This window comes from Leisingera sp. CC-HEC096, from assembly GCF_059429235.1.
In genome coordinates, this window is the sequence record NZ_JCAIJS010000001.1 from 1,417,441 (window position 1) to 1,432,939 (window position 15,499).

General features: G+C 65.7%; 14 protein-coding genes. 5 read left to right on the top strand and 9 right to left on the bottom strand.

Annotation, left to right across the window (positions count from 1 at the left end):
- Positions 1 to 32 precede the first annotated feature (32 nt).
- The 9 genes from AC5STI_RS06965 to AC5STI_RS07005 form a co-directional block, all read right to left on the bottom strand.
- On the bottom strand, positions 33 to 821 hold the full coding sequence (locus AC5STI_RS06965) for an FAD binding domain-containing protein (protein ID WP_495446151.1): 789 nt from the start codon (positions 819 to 821) through the stop codon (positions 33 to 35).
- An 86-nt stretch (positions 822 to 907) separates the two neighbouring features.
- On the bottom strand, positions 908 to 3,271 hold the full coding sequence (locus AC5STI_RS06970) for a xanthine dehydrogenase family protein molybdopterin-binding subunit (RefSeq protein ID WP_495446152.1): 2,364 nt from the start codon (positions 3,269 to 3,271) through the stop codon (positions 908 to 910).
- Positions 3,272 to 3,373: 102 nt separating this feature from the next.
- Positions 3,374 to 3,859 (bottom strand): (2Fe-2S)-binding protein, encoded by a 486-nt coding sequence (locus AC5STI_RS06975; protein WP_495446153.1) that lies wholly within the window; start codon positions 3,857 to 3,859, stop codon positions 3,374 to 3,376.
- Between the two features lie 163 nt (positions 3,860 to 4,022).
- A complete protein-coding gene (locus AC5STI_RS06980; protein WP_495446154.1) occupies positions 4,023 to 5,024 on the bottom strand; it encodes a molybdopterin-binding protein in 1,002 nt (333 codons plus the stop codon).
- Positions 5,021 to 6,001 (bottom strand): XdhC family protein, encoded by a 981-nt coding sequence (locus tag AC5STI_RS06985; RefSeq protein WP_495446155.1) that lies wholly within the window; start codon positions 5,999 to 6,001, stop codon positions 5,021 to 5,023. Before AC5STI_RS06985 ends, AC5STI_RS06980 begins: the two co-directional genes overlap by 4 nt.
- 157 nt (positions 6,002 to 6,158) lie before the next feature.
- Positions 6,159 to 6,749 (bottom strand): DUF6691 family protein, encoded by a 591-nt coding sequence (locus AC5STI_RS06990; protein WP_495446156.1) that lies wholly within the window; start codon positions 6,747 to 6,749, stop codon positions 6,159 to 6,161.
- A 3-nt stretch (positions 6,750 to 6,752) separates the two neighbouring features.
- Entirely contained in the window at positions 6,753 to 7,304 is a 552-nt protein-coding gene (locus AC5STI_RS06995) for a YeeE/YedE thiosulfate transporter family protein (protein WP_495446157.1), read from the bottom strand.
- A 110-nt stretch (positions 7,305 to 7,414) separates the two neighbouring features.
- Positions 7,415 to 8,665: a vWA domain-containing protein gene (locus tag AC5STI_RS07000; protein ID WP_495446158.1), complete on the bottom strand. Its 1,251-nt coding sequence runs from the start codon at positions 8,663 to 8,665 to the stop codon at positions 7,415 to 7,417.
- Positions 8,666 to 8,726: 61 nt separating this feature from the next.
- The gene (locus AC5STI_RS07005; protein ID WP_495446159.1) at positions 8,727 to 9,635 is read right to left on the bottom strand and encodes an AAA family ATPase; all 909 of its coding nucleotides are present in this window, start codon (positions 9,633 to 9,635) and stop codon (positions 8,727 to 8,729) included.
- 274 nt (positions 9,636 to 9,909) lie between these two features.
- On the opposite strand from AC5STI_RS07005, the gene AC5STI_RS07010 reads away from it, so the two are divergent.
- From AC5STI_RS07010 to AC5STI_RS07030, 5 genes are all read left to right on the top strand, one after another.
- Positions 9,910 to 10,974 carry a glycosyltransferase family 2 protein gene (locus AC5STI_RS07010; protein ID WP_495446160.1) on the top strand — a complete coding sequence of 355 codons (1,065 nt, stop codon included), beginning with the start codon at positions 9,910 to 9,912 and terminating at the stop codon, positions 10,972 to 10,974.
- Between the two features lie 152 nt (positions 10,975 to 11,126).
- Complete coding sequence (locus AC5STI_RS07015) at positions 11,127 to 12,083, top strand: phosphoadenosine phosphosulfate reductase (RefSeq protein WP_495446161.1); 957 nt, start codon at positions 11,127 to 11,129, stop codon at positions 12,081 to 12,083.
- A 65-nt stretch (positions 12,084 to 12,148) separates the two neighbouring features.
- A complete protein-coding gene (gene pyrC / locus AC5STI_RS07020) occupies positions 12,149 to 13,189 on the top strand; it encodes a dihydroorotase (RefSeq protein WP_495446162.1) in 1,041 nt (346 codons plus the stop codon).
- Positions 13,190 to 13,320: 131 nt separating this feature from the next.
- Complete coding sequence (locus AC5STI_RS07025) at positions 13,321 to 14,679, top strand: calcium-binding protein (RefSeq protein ID WP_495446163.1); 1,359 nt, start codon at positions 13,321 to 13,323, stop codon at positions 14,677 to 14,679.
- Positions 14,680 to 14,794: 115 nt separating this feature from the next.
- Complete coding sequence (locus AC5STI_RS07030; RefSeq protein ID WP_475052849.1) at positions 14,795 to 15,475, top strand: orotate phosphoribosyltransferase; 681 nt, start codon at positions 14,795 to 14,797, stop codon at positions 15,473 to 15,475.
- The last annotated feature ends 24 nt before the right edge of the window (positions 15,476 to 15,499 follow it).

Genomic DNA, 15,499 nt, shown 5'->3' on the forward strand with positions numbered 1-15,499 from the left:
CGGTGCCTGCGCATTTACCTGGCCATGGCCGATCAGCCCGCCGCGGCCACGGCCCGCTTGGCCATCACTCCAACCAGATGGGCGCGGTATTCCTTGGTGCCATGCAGGTCCCCGATCATGCCGCCGGCATCCACGCTCAGCCCGTCCAGCGCGTCCGGCGCGAAATCGGCATCCAGCGCCGCCTCGGCCTCGTTCCAGCGGAACACGCCCTCCTCCGAAGCACCAGTCACCGCCACCCGCACCCCGGCGGCGTATTTGGCAACAAACACGCCCACCAGCGCAAAGCGCGAGGCGGGTTGCAGGAATTTCTGGTAATTGGCCTTTTCCGGCACCGGGAACCGCACCGCGGTGATGATCTCGCCCTCCTCCAGCGCCGTCTCGAACAGGCCGCGGAAATAGTCGTCAGAGGTGATCTCGCGGGTGTTGGTCACGATGGTGGCGCCGCTGCCCAGCGCCGCCGCCGGATAGCAGGCGGCCGGGTCGTTGTTGGCCAGCGAGCCGCCGATGGTGCCGCGGTTGCGGACCGCCGGGTCGCCGATGTGGCTCGCCAGATCAGCCAGCGCCGGATAGCTGCCCGCCGCGGCCTCTGCCACTTCGCCATGGGTGACGGCGCCGCCGATGGTCAGCATACCGCCGTTGTCGCTCAGCTCCTTCAGCTGCGGAATGCCGCCGAGGCTCACCAGTTTCGACGGCATCGCCAGCCGCTGCTTCAGCGTCGGGATCAGCGTCTGCCCGCCGCCGAGCGCCTGCGCGTCCTCATCCGCCAGCGCGGCCACGGCCTCAGCGACGGTCGAGGGTTTCTCGAATTCGAATTCATACATCGCGTATCCTTTCCGAAAACCGGCTGACCGGCTTTCATCTTTCCGAAAATACTCCGGGGGTATGGGGGCAGAGCCCCCATGAACCCTTACCCATTCATCGCCGCCCAAACACGCGCGGGCGATAGCGGCATGTCGATATGGGTGACGTTCTTGCCGCCCGACTGCAGCGCGTCGATCACCGCGTTGACCACCGCCGGCGGCGAGCCGATCGCCCCGGCCTCGCCGCAGCCCTTTACGCCCAGCGGATTGTGGGTGCAGGGGGTCTGGCAGGAGTGGTCCACCTGATAGAACGGCACGTCGTCAGCCCGGGGCATCGCGTAATCCATGAAGGAGGCCGACAGCAGCTGGCCGTCCTCGTCATAGGCCGCATTCTCCAGCAGCGCCTGGCCGATGCCCTGGCCCAGCCCGCCGTGGACCTGGCCGTCAACAATCATCGGGTTGATGATATTGCCGAAGTCATCGGCCGCTGCGAAGCGTTCGATGGTGACCTTGCCGGTGTCGGGATCCACCTCCACCTCGCAGGCATAGGCGCCGGCCGGATAGGTGAAGTTGGCCGGATCATAGAACGCGGTCTCCTCCAGCCCCGGCTCCAGCTCCTCCAGCGGGTAGTTGTGGGGGACATAGGCCGTCAGACAGACATCGCCCCAGGCGACGGACTTGTCGGTGCCCGCAACGGTGAACTGGCCGTCCTTCAGCTCGATATCGGCGTCGGAGGCCTCCATCAGGTGGGCGGCGATCTTCTTTGCCTTGCTGATGATCTTCTCAGTCGCGCGCACCATGGCAGAGCCGCAGACCGCGATGGAGCGCGAGCCGTAAGTGCCCATGCCAAACGGCACCCGCCCGGTGTCGCCATGCACGATGTCGACCATGCTCTCATCAATGCCGATCATGTCGGCGACGACCTGCGGGAAGGTGGTTTCATGCCCCTGCCCGTGCGCATGCGCGCCGACCATCACGCTGATGGAGCCGGTGGCATTGACCCGCACCGTGGCGGCATCGTAAAGCCCCGCACGGGCGCCCAGCATGCCGACGATGTTGGAGGGCGCGATACCGCAGGCCTCGATATAGCAGTTGACGCCAAAGCCGCGCAGCTTGCCGTTCTTCTGGCTTTCCGCACGCCGGGCGGCGAAGCCTGCCACGTCGGCGACCTCCTCCAGCTTGTCCATGGTCGCCACGTAATCGCCGGTGTCATAGGTCAGCGCCACCGGGGTTTCATAGGGAAACTCGGTGATGAAGTTCTGGCGGCGCAGCGCAATCGGATCGGCACCCAGCTCGCGCGCGGCCTTGTCGATGACGCGCTCCAGCTGATAGGTCGCCTCCGGCCGGCCCGCGCCGCGGTAGGCATCGACGGGCACCGTGTTGGTGAAGACGGTCTTGACGTTCACCTGCACGATCGGCGTCTTGTAGTTCCCGGCCATCAGGGTGCCATGCAGATAGCTGGGCACCGAGGTCGAAAACGTCGACAGATACGCGCCCATATTGGCCATCGTATTGGTGCGCAGCGCGGTGAAGTTATTGTCGCCGTCCAGCGCCAGCTCGATCCTGGTCACATGATCGCGGCCGTGGGCGTCGGAGATGAACGCCTCGGCCCGGGTGGAGGTCCATTTCACCGCCCGCCCGCAGGCCTTGGCGGCATGGGTGCAGAAGGCTTCCTCGGCGTAGTGGAAGATCTTGGAGCCGAAGCCGCCGCCCACGTCCGGCGCGATCACCCGCACCTTGTGCTCCGGCAGGCCCAGCACGAAGGCACACATCAGGAGGCGGATCACATGCGGGTTCTGGCTGGTGGTGTGGAGCGTGTATTCATCCGTTGCGCGGCTGTAGTCGCCGATGGCCACGCGCGGCTCCATCGGGTTGGCGACCAGGCGGTTGTTGACCAGCTCCAGCGTGGTCACATGGGCGGCGCTGTCAAAGGCCGCCTGCACCGCGTCGTCGTCATCGTTCCCGAACACCCAGTCATAACAGAGGTTTGAGGTCAGATCCTCATGCACCTTGGTGCTGCCTTCTGCCAGCGCTGCCGCCATATCGACCACCGCGGGCTTATCACTCAGGTCCAGCTCGATGGCCTCGGCCGCATCGCGGGCCTGTTCCAGCGTGTCGGCCACCACCGCCGCAACGATCTCCCCCACGTGGCGGATGGTGCCGTCGGCGATGATCGGGTGGCGCGGCTCCTGCTGCGGGTTGCCGTGGCGGTCGGTGACGCCCCAGCCGCAGGGGATGCCGCCTACTTCGGCGAAATCGGCGCCGGTGAAGATTTTCACCACACCGGGCATCTCAGCCGCTGCTGATGTGTCGATGGAATTGATGGTGGCATGGGCCACATCCGCGCGCAGGAAATGCACGTAGGCCTGGCCGTTCACGTTGATGTCGTCGGTGTAATTCCCGGCTCCTGTCAGGAACCGCACGTCCTCGCGCCGCTTGGGGCTGGCGCCGATGCCGTTATCCTTGGGCATGTCTGGTCTTTCCTCCCTGGAGGGTGCTGCCTTGCGAGGCGCACCTCTTGGTAACTCACTCCTTGTTCAGCTCAGGCCGGGTGCCGGCCTGGGGTCTTCCTGTCACTCCGCCGCGATGGAGGACACATCCTGCCCCGAGGCAGCCATGATCGCCTTGACGATATTGTGGTAGCCGGTGCAGCGGCACAGGTTGCCTTCCAGATACTCCCGGATTTCCTGTTCGCTGGGCTTGGGGTTGTCTTTCAGCAGCGCTGCCGCCGACATCACCATGCCCGGCGTGCAGAAGCCGCATTGCAGCCCGTGGTGGTCCTGGAACGCCTGCTGGATTGTGTTCAGCGAGCCGTCGGCGTTGGCCTGCCCTTCGATGGTGGCAACCTCCGCGCCTTCGGCCTCGAGCGCCAGCATGGTACAGGCTTTCACCGCCTTGCCGTCCACATGCACAACGCAGGCTCCGCACTGGCTGGTGTCGCAGCCCACATGGGTGCCGGTCAGCCCGAGCTCTTCCCGAAGGAATGAGGACAGCAGCGTGCGCCCTTCAACCTCGCCGCTGGCAGCCTTGCCATTCACGGTCATGGAGACCTTGGCCATAGTACCCTCCCTTTAGCTTGTTTTTGTCTGGCTGGGGGGAGTTAAGCACGGGCCGCGCCATCCGCGAAGTGTTTTAACAGGGGGGCAGAGGGTAAATTTCGCGTCAGAAGTGCTTACCCAAGGTTGTGACCCTGCGTCACAAATCCCGCGCTGCGCTGCGGCGTCAGCCTTCTGCGTCGCGGCGCGGCATCGGGCGGGTGGGGATTTCCTTTAGCAGCCCGCCAACACCCATCGCGGCGATATCGGAAGAGGTGACAGGAATGCCGCAGATCACCCGCTCCAGCACCCAGTCTGCACCGTTGAGCGCCGGGGACCGGGCGCAGCCCGGCAGGCCGATCACCGGCTTGGTCTGGTATTTGCCAAGAAACAGCAGATTGCCGGGGTCCACCGGCATCCCGAAGCGGGTCACTGTGCCGCCTGCGTTGCGCACAGCCTGCGGCGCCACGTCGTGCGGGTCGGAGGTGGCGGAGCCTGTCAGCACCAGCACCAGCTGCCCCGGCGCCTGGGTGATGGCCTCAGCCAGCGCATCCTCGCTGTGCGGCACCACCACCCGCGCCGACAGGCTGAGGCCCATCCGGTGCAACCGGCCCGCCATCGCGGCGCGGCCCTTGTCGGGGGGCGTGTCCTTGCTCACCGTGGTTTCGATGAGCGTGGCCGAGGACAGCACCGGCGGCAGCACCCTGATCGCGTCCCCTGCCCCTTCGCTGGCGCGGCGGATTGCGTCTGCGGGCACACCATAGGAAATGATCTTGATCGTCGCGAGCATACCCCCCGCGTCGGCCCGGTGATAGTCCGGCACAGTGGCGACGGTGATCATCGGGTCCACCGCGTTGACCGCCTCCAGCTTGGCGCGGTCCAGCCGCACGACCCCGGCGCCTGTGGCGTACAGGTTCACCCGCCCGGTGCCCGCGCCGGAAATCCGGATGCCCTGCGCGGACGGATCCGGCACCAGTGCGTGTGCCAGCGCCTCGGCGGCAGCGTCCTCATGCATGTCGGCGGGGTCGAGCCGGGCGGCGGTCAGCGTCTCATGGCCCGCCGCAGCGAGCTCTGCGAGGTCTTCACCAGTCAGCATCGTGCCCTTGGCGACCTTGCGGGTGGCGCCTTGCAGCGAGTGCGCGAGGATGGCGCCTTCGGCGTCCTTCAGGGGAACCGGGCCAAACCTCATGGCTGCTTGCCGCGCAGGACGGCGGTCATCTCGGACAGGATCGAGACGGCGATTTCCGCTGGACCGGCGGCGCCGATGTCGAGGCCGATGGGGCCGTGGATGCGGCTGATCTGGTCTTCAGTGAAGCCGGCTTCCTGCATCCGGGCGACGCGGGCGGTGTGGGTTTTCTTGGAGCCCAGCGCGCCGATGTAAAACACGTCTGCCGCCAGCCCCGCGTGCAAGGCCGGGTCGTCCAGTTTGGGGTCGTGGGTCAGCAGCACCAGCGCGGTGCGGGTATCGAGGCCGAGCTTTTGCACCGCCTCGTCCGGCCAGTCGTCCATCAGCGTCTCGCCGGGGAAACGTTCCGGCGACGCGAAGGCCGCGCGGGGGTCGATGATCACCGGGTCATAGCCCGCGATCCGCGCCATCGGAACCAGGGCCTGCGCGATGTGGACCGCGCCGACGCAGACCAGCCGCAGCGGCGGGTTGTGAACAGCCACAAAGATCTCGCCATCGTCCTCCAAGCCAGAGCGGTCCATGCGCATCCGGTCGGGGTATGCGCCGCGCAGAAGTTGCCGCGCGCCGGTGGTGAGGTTTACTTCATAGGCAACAGGCGTGCGGGCGGCGCGGGCCTGAACCAGCTCCTCAAGCATCTCCGCGGGCAGCGCGGAGCCGACCGGTTCCACCAGCACCTTGATGGTGCCGCCGCATGCGAGGCCGACGGCAAAGGCATCCTCGTCGCTGACGCCGAATTCCAGGAGCCGGTGCTTGCCGTCCGCCAGCGCCTCCTGCGCCTCGACCACCACGGCGCCCTCGACGCAGCCGCCGGAGACGGAGCCTTCGATCCTGCCATCGCCGGAGACCACCAGCTGCGAGCCGGTGCGGCGCGGGGCCGAACCCCAGGTCTGCACCACGGTGGCCAATGCGGCGCCTGCGCCTGCCTTGTGCCAATCCAGCGCGGTTTCCGGCGCGTTCTCAAATTGGGCGGTGTGCTGCATCTTGCGTCTCTCCCCGTGCCGCCCGGGCGGCGGCTGCCTTTAAACCTCGGCGCTGGAAGGGGAAGTTTCAAGCGCGAAGCGCCCGCAAAAGACGGGCGGAAGACCGGAAAGCGCCCGCCATACCCGGCGGGCGCTCCCCTGTTGCCCTGCGCGCGGGTTATTCCGCGGGCTGCGCGGCCGCTTTCTGCGGCACCAGCCGTTCCGGCAGGGCAAAGGCCAATGCGATGAACCCAAGGCCCAGAATGATGCCCAGCAGGTCGCCGGGCAGCGCCATCAGGCCTTCGTATTTGGCACCCGGAACAAAGCCCAGGGTCACCTTGCCGCCCGCGAAGCTGTCCAGCAGGCCGCTGGCATTCCACGCCGGGTAGGTGGCCATATAGGCCGCCGCGCCCAGCAGGCCGCCCGCGATGAAGAACAGCGCGTCCTTGCGGCCCGAGGCGGCGGCGACCACACCGGTGCCGGGGCAGTAGCCCGCCAGCGCCCAGCCCGCGCCCAGCATCAGCCCGCCGATGAAGACACCGGCATAGGCGGCCTTGACCGACATGTGGCCGACATCGACCAGCCCCGCCATCTGGCCGCCGAACATCAGGACCGAGCCGGTGCCGATTGCCAGCAGGATGGTCTTTGCCAGGTTCAGATTGGTGAGGTTCAGCATCTTGCCGATGTAGTTGGGGTTGGAGGCCCCGATCCGGTCCAGCACCGCGCCAAAGGCAGCGCCGATCACGATTGCCAAAATAATGGTGGTCATGGCTCAGGCCTCCTTCTTGAACAGCATCAGCGAGACGGGGATCGCGGCGGCAAAGGCGCCGGCGGCAAAGATGTAGCCCGACAGTGCGGTCTGCATCATGCCGGACATCATGTGGCCCGAGGTGCAGCCGCCCGCCAGCCGGGCGCCGTAGAGCACGACGAACCCGCCGAGGAAGGCCGCGGCATAGCGTTTCGCGGTGCTGTCCCCGAAGTTGGCGCGCCACAAGGCGTGCACGCTGCGTTCTGCGCCTGTGATGCCGCCGCGCAGCTTGGCCGACAGCAGCCCGCCCAGCGCCATCGCCAGCACGAAGACAAAGCTGTAGTTGAGCGGGTTGGCGATGGACTTGGCGTATTTGCCGTCCGACTTCGCCAGATAGGCGTTGGTGGAGGTGTACCCGTCCGCGGTTTCCGTCACCAGCTGCGGGTTCACGGCGTCGGCGATGATGCCGTCGAGGATCACAAACTGGGTCGACACCCCGATGGGCTTGACCAGCAGCACCGCCAGGAAGAACACCAGCCCCAGCAGGAGCCCCCCGGCTTTCCAGTTGAGTGGCATGATTTCTCCTTTCCCACGTTACATTCTATTTTCAGAATATAATTGAGCGATAAGGTGCGGATTGATTCAGATCAAGTCACATTCTGATTTTGGAATTTATTTACGCCGGGTCACAGCAGCGCCATCAAACGGGCCTTTTCGCCCGCATCCGCAGGACTGGAGATCACCTGGGCCAGCTCCTCCAGCGAGGCGATGGAATGGCCGGCGCGGAAGCTGTCGGTATAGGGCAGCATGGCACGGATGCCCTGCGCCTTGGGCGCGAAGCCATCCCAGCGCAGCAGCGGGTTCAGCCAGATCAGGCGTCGCGAGGAGAGCTGCAGCCGCTGCATCTCGCGCGCCAATGCCTCCGGGTCGCCGCGGTCCAGCCCGTCGGAGATCAAGAGCACTACCGCCCCCTGCCCCATCACCCGCCGCGACCAGTCGCGGTTGAAGGCGTGCAGGCAGTCGCCGATCCGGGTGCCGCCCTCCCAGTCCTGCGCCTCAGCGCCCGCCGCGGCCAGCGCCGCGTCGACGTCGCGCTGGTGCAGGTGGCGGGTGATATTAGTGAGGCGGGTGCCGAAGGTGAAGCCATGCACCCTGGCCCAGCCTGCGCCCTTGGCGTTGGCGGCGGCATGCAGGAAATGCAGGATGATGCGGCTGTACTGGCTCATCGAGCCGGAAATATCGCAGAGCACCACCAGGTTGGGCCAGCGGATCCGGCGTTTGGCGCGGGCGATGGTTTGCAAGTCGCCGCCCTGGCGCGCGGCCCTGCGCAGGGTGCGGCGCCAGTCTGCCCGGCGCCCCTGGGGCGAGGCCATCAGGCGGCGGGACTGGATCGGCGTCACCGGCAGCTGCAGCTGCGCCAGGATGCGTTTGGCGGCGGCAACCTCGGCGGTGCTCATCTGCTCGAAATCGAGGGTTTTCAGGCGCTCCTCTGCCATAGCAGTACGGGAGGCGTCGATGTCGATTTCGGTGCCCTCCGGCTCCTCTGCCGGGGTGCCGGGCGGCTCCAGCATCCCGTCCAGCAGCGCCTCGGCGGCGCGTTTTTCGGCTGGTTTCGCCGCGCGTTCCTCCTGCACGCCGCGGATCGCGGGCAGCATCGCCGCCATCATCTGCTCAAGGTATCTGGGGTCGCGCCAGAACAGGCGGAAGACTTGGGCGAAGACCAGCCGCTGCTCCGGCTTGGTGACGAAACAGGCGTGCAGCGCCCAGTAGAAATCCTCGCGGCTGGTGAAGCCTGCGGCGGCCACTGCCTGCACCGCGTCCAGCACCCGGCCCGGCCCGATCGGCAGCCCCGCCTTGCGCAGGGCGCGGGCGAAATGAGTGATGTTGCGGACCAGCTTGGGGTTGTCCGGCAAGGGGAGCGGCGGATAGTCGGGCACTACCGTGTATCATGGGGGCTCTGCCCCCATACCCCCGGAGTATTTCGGGAAAGATGAAACATCAGGCCGCGTCCAGGCCGGCCCTTGCCTGATCCAGGATGCGCTTGGCCTCGGAGCCCTGCAGGCGGGCGATGTCGTCCTGGTATTTGAGGATGGCGCCCAGGGTGTCGGCGATCACCTCGGGGCTGAGGGCGATCACGTCGAGGGCCAGCAGGCAATTGGCCCAGTCGATGGTTTCGGCCACCCCCGGTCTCTTGAACAGATCCTCGGTGCGCAGGGCCTGCACAAAGGCGACGATCTCGCGGCTGAGCTGCTGGCTGGCCTCGGGCGCGCGGGCGTTCAGGATTTCCACCTCGCGGCTGAAGTCCGGGTAGTCGACCCAATGGTAGAGGCAGCGGCGTTTCAGCGCGTCGTGCACTTCGCGCGTGCGGTTGGAAGTGAGCACAACGATGGGCGGCTCCGGGGCGTGGATGGTGCCGAGTTCCGGGATCGTCACCTGGAAGTCGGAGAGCGCTTCCAGCAGGAAAGCCTCAAACGGCTCATCGGTGCGGTCGAGCTCGTCGATCAGCAGCACCGGCGCCCCGCGTTCATCCGGGCGCATCGCCTGCAAGAGCGGGCGTTCGATCAGGTAATCAGCGGAGAAGAGTTCGTTTTGCAGCGCGGCGCGGTCGGCAGCGCCCGCAGCTTCTGCGGTGCGGATGGCGACCATCTGGGCCGCGAAGTTCCACTCATAGACGGCGCTGGCGGCGTCCAGCCCTTCGTAGCATTGCAGCCGGATCAGGCGGCGGCCCAGGCCCGCGGCCAGTGCCTTGGCGATCTCGGTCTTGCCGGTGCCGGCCTCGCCCTCCAGGAACAGCGGGCGGCCCAGTTTCAGCGACAGGAACACCAAGGTGGCCAGCGCCCGGCCGCAGACATAGCCCTGGCCGGAGAGTATCTGCTGAACCTGATCGATTGACTGCGCCTGCTGCATGCTGACCCCCTTTGCCCCGCCCGGTTTGACCAGCCCAACAGGCCACGCGGGGCGGCTCCGGTCAAGCCGCGCGGCCCGCAGACGCTGCGGCGGTTCCGTCTCTGGCGGGCTGAGAGTTGTAAATCCCGGCGGGGCGGGTAAAACTTCGCCTGAGAGATGCGCTGACCCGGGCGCGGGTTACGAGGACCAAGAAGCACGCCATGCCCAACGCCCCGCACACGCTGTCCTGCCAGCCTGCCCGAACCGCTGCCGCCGCCCGGGAGGCCTGAGGCTGATGCGGGTTCTGGCCATCCTCTGCGTGCGCAACGAGGCCGCCTTTCTGCTGGAATGGCTGGCCCATCACCGTGCGGTCGGGTTCACCGACTTTCTGGTCTTCTCCAACAACTGCCAGGACGGGACAGCCAGGATGCTGGACCGGCTGCAGGAGATGGGGCAGCTCACCCACGTGCGCAACGAAGGCCCGTATGACAAGGGCGGCATCCAGTTCACTGCGCTGAAGCTGGCGGACCGGCATCCGCTGGTAAAGCAGGCCGATTGGGTCCTGGTTCTGGATATAGACGAGTTTGTCTGCATCAAGACCGGCGGAGGCACGGTGGCGGACCTGCTGGCGGCGCTGCCGGAGGCGGATGCGGTGACGCTGACGTGGCGGCTGTTCGGCAATGCCGGCATCGTGCGCTATGAGGATCTGCCGGTGACCGGGCAATTCACCCGCTGCGCGCCGGAGGTGATCCACTGGCCCTGGCGGGCGGTGATGTTCAAGACGCTGTACCGCAATGACGGCACCTACCGCAAATGCGGCGTCCACCGGCCGCGCGATGTCAAGGACACGGCGCGGCTGGAGGGCTACCGCTGGTTCGATTGCGAGGGGCGCGAGCTGGGCGAGGCGTTCAAGACCAAGCGGCTGTTTTCCGATTACGGCCAGCCCAACGGGCGGCTGGCGCAGCTGAATCATTATCCGCTGGGCGCCATGGAGAGCTATGTGCTGAAGGCCGACCGCGGCCGGGTCAACCGGCAGGCGGAGCTGGGCATGGATTACTGGGTCGAGCGCAATTATTGCACAGACACCGACACCTCCATCGCCCGTTGCGGCGCGGCGCGGGCGGAGCTGCAGTCCAGCCTGCTGAGTGACCCGGAGCTGGCGCGGCTGCATGCCAAAGCGGTGGAATGGCGCCATGCCCGGTTTGCAGCCCTGATGCAGCAGGAGCCCAGCCGCGCGCTGTTTGCCCGGCTTCTGATGACGCCGCCCTCGCGCGCGGTGAGCCCGGCAGCGGCGCGGCTGCTGCGGGAGTTTGCCCTTCAGGGTCCGTCCGCAGGGCTGCCGCCCCAGGACGGCAGCTGAGCCGCCGGCAGCGTTGCTGAAGGCCGCCGAAAGGACGCCGCAACGCCTTAATGAGGCAGGAGTTTTTCCAATTTTAGCCTTATTTCCCTCCTAACTGTTACTGCGAACATCAGGCCCGGACTGTTTCTGGAAGGGCACAGAGGATAGCAGGCATGCAGGACGGACTTGAAAATCTGGATGAAGACCTTTCCGGGCTGAAGCCGGCCCAGTGGAAGGCCCGGATGGCGGAGCTGGCCGAAGAGCATGGTATGTATCAGCCGCTCGGCGACCGGCATTTCGCCACCTTCATCGACCAGGGCAACACGCTGCTGGTGACGTTCGAGACCATGCAGGGCATCCACAACCTGTCCGATCAGGCACAGCCGCTGGGTTTTGACCTGGTGAAGAACCTGGGCTGGTCGCATATGTGCGTGGTCTCCGACGGCGACACATGGTTCCGCGACGACCTCATCTACGGGTTTTTCGATCAGCTGATCGATGACGGCTTTTTCGACGAGTTCGACAATGTGATCTTTTACGGCGCGGGCCCCTGCGGTTATGCGGCGGCGGCCTATTCGGTGGCAGCCCCCGGGGCTGTGGTCGTGGCGGTGCAGCCGCAGGCGACGCTGGATCCGAGGATGACCGAATGGGACGACCGGTTTGCCGAAATGCGGCGCCTGTCCTTTACCGATCGCTACGGCTATGCGCCGGACATGTTGGATGCGGCGGATCAGGCCTATGTGATCTATGATCCGCAGGAGCGGCTGGACGCCATGCACGCCGCCCTGTTTGCCCGCAAGAACGTGACGCGGCTGCGGGCATCCCACATGGGCGATGCAGTGCAGACCCGGCTGATCGAGATGGAGATGCTCTATCACATCCTGTCGCTGGCCGGCAGCCGCAAGCTGACCGGGGCGGCTTTTTACAAGCTGTTCCGCAGCCGCCGCAACAACTCCTTTTACCTGCGCAACCTGCTGGGACGGCTGGAGCGGGAGAACCGCCCGTGCCTGATGGCGCTGATGTGCCGCAACGTGACTGAGCGGATGCGCGCGCCGCGGTTCCGCCGCCGCCTGCAGGAGCTGGAAAAGCGCGCGGAGGCCGGCGGCTTCACCATTCCCCCAAAGCGCTGAAGCGGACCCGGCAGGCGCGCATTCAGCCGCTTTGTTTCCGTGCGGTCATGTGCTAACGCGGGCGCATGACCGACACGCTGACCATCCCCCGCCCCGACGACTGGCACCTGCATCTGCGCGACGGCGCAATGCTGCAGGCCGTGCTGCCCGAAACCGCCCGCCATTTCGGCCGCGCCATCATCATGCCGAACCTGGTGCCGCCGGTGGTGACCGGGGATCAGGCCGCGGCCTACCGCGGCCGCATCCTGGCGGCGCTGCCCGAAGGCATGGCGTTTGAGCCGCTGATGACGCTGTATCTGACCGAGGACACCGATCCTGAAGATGTGGCCGCAGCCCATGCCAGCGGGCTGGTCAAGGCGGTAAAGCTGTACCCGGCGGGGGCGACCACCAATTCGGCGTCCGGCGTGCGCGACTTCGACAAGGTGCGCCCGGTGCTGGAGAAAATGGCTGAGATCGGCCTGCCGCTGTGCACTCACGGCGAGGTCACCGACCACGACATCGACATCTTCGACCGCGAGGCGGTGTTCATCGACCGGGTGCTGGATCCGATCCGCAGGTCCACCCCCGGCCTGCGGGTAGTGATGGAGCATATCACCACCAAAAACGCCGCCGACTATGTGGCCAGCCAGGACAAGGATCTGGGCGCGACCATCACCACGCACCACCTGATCATCAACCGCAACCACATTCTGGTGGGCGGCATCAAGCCGCACTACTACTGCCTGCCGGTCGCCAAGCGTGAAGAGCACCGCCTGGCGCTGCGCGCTGCTGCCACCTCGGGCGACAAGCGCTATTTCCTGGGCACAGACTCGGCGCCGCACACCGACCCGAACAAGGAAAGCGCCTGCGGCTGTGCGGGCTGTTTCACCGCCACCAACACCATGTCCCTGCTGGCGCATGTGTTCGAGGAAGAAGGCGCGCTGGACAAGCTGGCGGGCTTTGCCTCGGAGAATGGCCCGGCGTTTTACGGCCTGCCGGTGAGCGATCAGACGCTGACCCTGACCAAGTCGGACGCCGCCGTGGCGTTTCCGGAGAAGATCGAAAGCGGCGACGGGCCTGTCACCGTGTTCGATCCGGGCTTTGACGTGTACTGGCGTGCCGAATAGCAACACTTGTTAACCAACAGTAAACTTCCTGTCCCCTTCGCCTTGCCGGGAATCAGCAGTCCCCTTCAAGTTTCGGGCTATTGATTTCCGCCAGCGGCGGCCGCTGGCTTATACCGGTAAGGGGCAATGTTATGACAACTTTTACGTTCAGTGGCGCGCGGGTCGATTTTGTGGACGGCGAACCGTCGTCGGTCAGCAACATCGAAGTGCAGGTGACGGTTCCGGATGCCAGCTCGACCTTCACCTATTCCATTATCGGTCGTGACGACGACGGCGTTGCCTATATCGACATGAATGACGATGTCCTTCAGGCGATTGCCGGCGGCGTTAACCTGGACAACCTTGGTTTCGACGCCCTGTCCGACGAGACCCTGATGACGCGGGTGACCTGGTCCGGCGGCACAAGTGTGGTCCTGGGTGTCAGCCTGGAAACTGGCGAGAACACCGACACAGAATTTTATCTTGTGATTGACGGGGCCGCGCTGCCGCAAGTGAGCTCACCGGCGGATTGGAATGCCTTCGACGACACCATCTCCGGCATCGCCGACCCCACCGGGGCACTGGCGCCGGGCCAGGTCATCGCGTGGTCGTCGCTGGCCACCACCGGGTCCACCGAAGACGACGAATTCTACGGCACACCGGGCCGTGACACCTATAACGGCGGTGCCGGCGACGACTATTTCGTCAGCTCCGACGGGCGCGACACTTACAACGGCGGCAGCGGAGGCTTTGACCAGGTCGCGTTCACCTGGGACCCCAGCGGTGTCATTGCGCATCTGGGCAAGGGCACCGCGACGGACGGCTGGGGCAGGACCGACACGCTGAAAAGCATCGAGATGCTGCGCGGCTCGGCCCATGACGATAAGCTGATCGGCAACGGAAAAGCCAACTACTTCCGCGGACTGGAAGGCAACGACACCATCAAGGGCGGCAAGGGCAAGGACGAGGTCCGCTATGACCGCGACGAACGCTATGGCGGCGAGGATGGGGTTACCGTGAACCTGAGCAAAGGTTTTGCCATCGACGGTTTCGGCGACCGCGACACGCTGAGAAGCATCGAACGCGCGCGCGGTTCCGACAGCGGGGATAAGCTCACAGGCAATGGCGGCAGCAACCGCCTGATGGGCGAAGGCGGCAATGACACCCTGTCCGGCAAAGGCGGCGACGACCTTATCCTAGGCGGCTCCGGACGTGACAAGATCAACGGCGACAGCGGCAACGACGAACTGTTTGGAGATGGCGGCGCCGACCGGTTCATTTTCAAGGGCGCCTTCGGCGACGATACCGTGTCCGATTTCCAGACAAAGGGCCGCAAGGAAAAGATTGATCTGGACGGTGTCAGCAGCATCAAGTCCTTCCGCGATCTGAAGAACAACCACCTGTCCGAAAACGGCGATGGCGATGCTGTGATCAGCGACAACAACGGCAACACGATCACGCTGGACGGGATCGGCATAGCTGACCTGTCGGGCAACGATTTCATTTTCTGACCCCTGCTGCGTGCGGCTCCCGCGATCTTGGGGGCCGCCCCTTTCCGGGGCTTCAAACCGGTGGCGTTCCGGTTTATGGACAGCAAAACCGCTGCCGCAAAGGATGCCTGCCGCCATGATCCCCTCTGCCTTCCCGTCGAAAGAAGAAATCGCCCGCCTGTCGGCCCGGATGCTGCTGGAAATCGGCGCGGTGAACTTTAATACCGAGACGCCCTATACCCTGGCGTCCGGCCTGCCCTCGCCGAGCTATATCGACTGCCGCAAGCTGATCTCCTTTCCGCGCATCCGCTCCACCCTGATGGACTTCATGGCGGTGACCGTGATGCGCAATGCGGGCTTTGAGGCGTTCGACAACATCGCCGGCGGTGAAACCGCGGGCATCCCCTTTGCCGCGCTGGTGGCGGAGCGGCTGGCGCTGCCGATGACCTATGTGCGCAAGAAACCAAAAGGGTACGGCAAGAACGCCCGCATCGAAGGCGCGATGAGCGAAGGCGAGCGGGTGCTTCTGGTGGAGGACCTGACCACCGATGGCGGCTCCAAACTGTCGTTTGTGGATGCGATCCGCGAGACAGGCGCCACCTGCGGCCACACCGCGGTGATCTTCTATTACGACATCTTCCCGGAAACCACCAAGACGCTGGGCGATCACGGCGTGGAGCTGCACTACCTGTGCACCTGGTGGGACGTGCTGGCCGAAGCCCGCGCGCAGGGCGCTTTCAGCTCTGAGACGCTGGATGAGGTGGAGAATTTCCTGAAGGACCCGCGCGCCTGGCAGGAAGCGCACAAGGCAGACTGAGGCAACGGCGGGCAAATTGCCCGC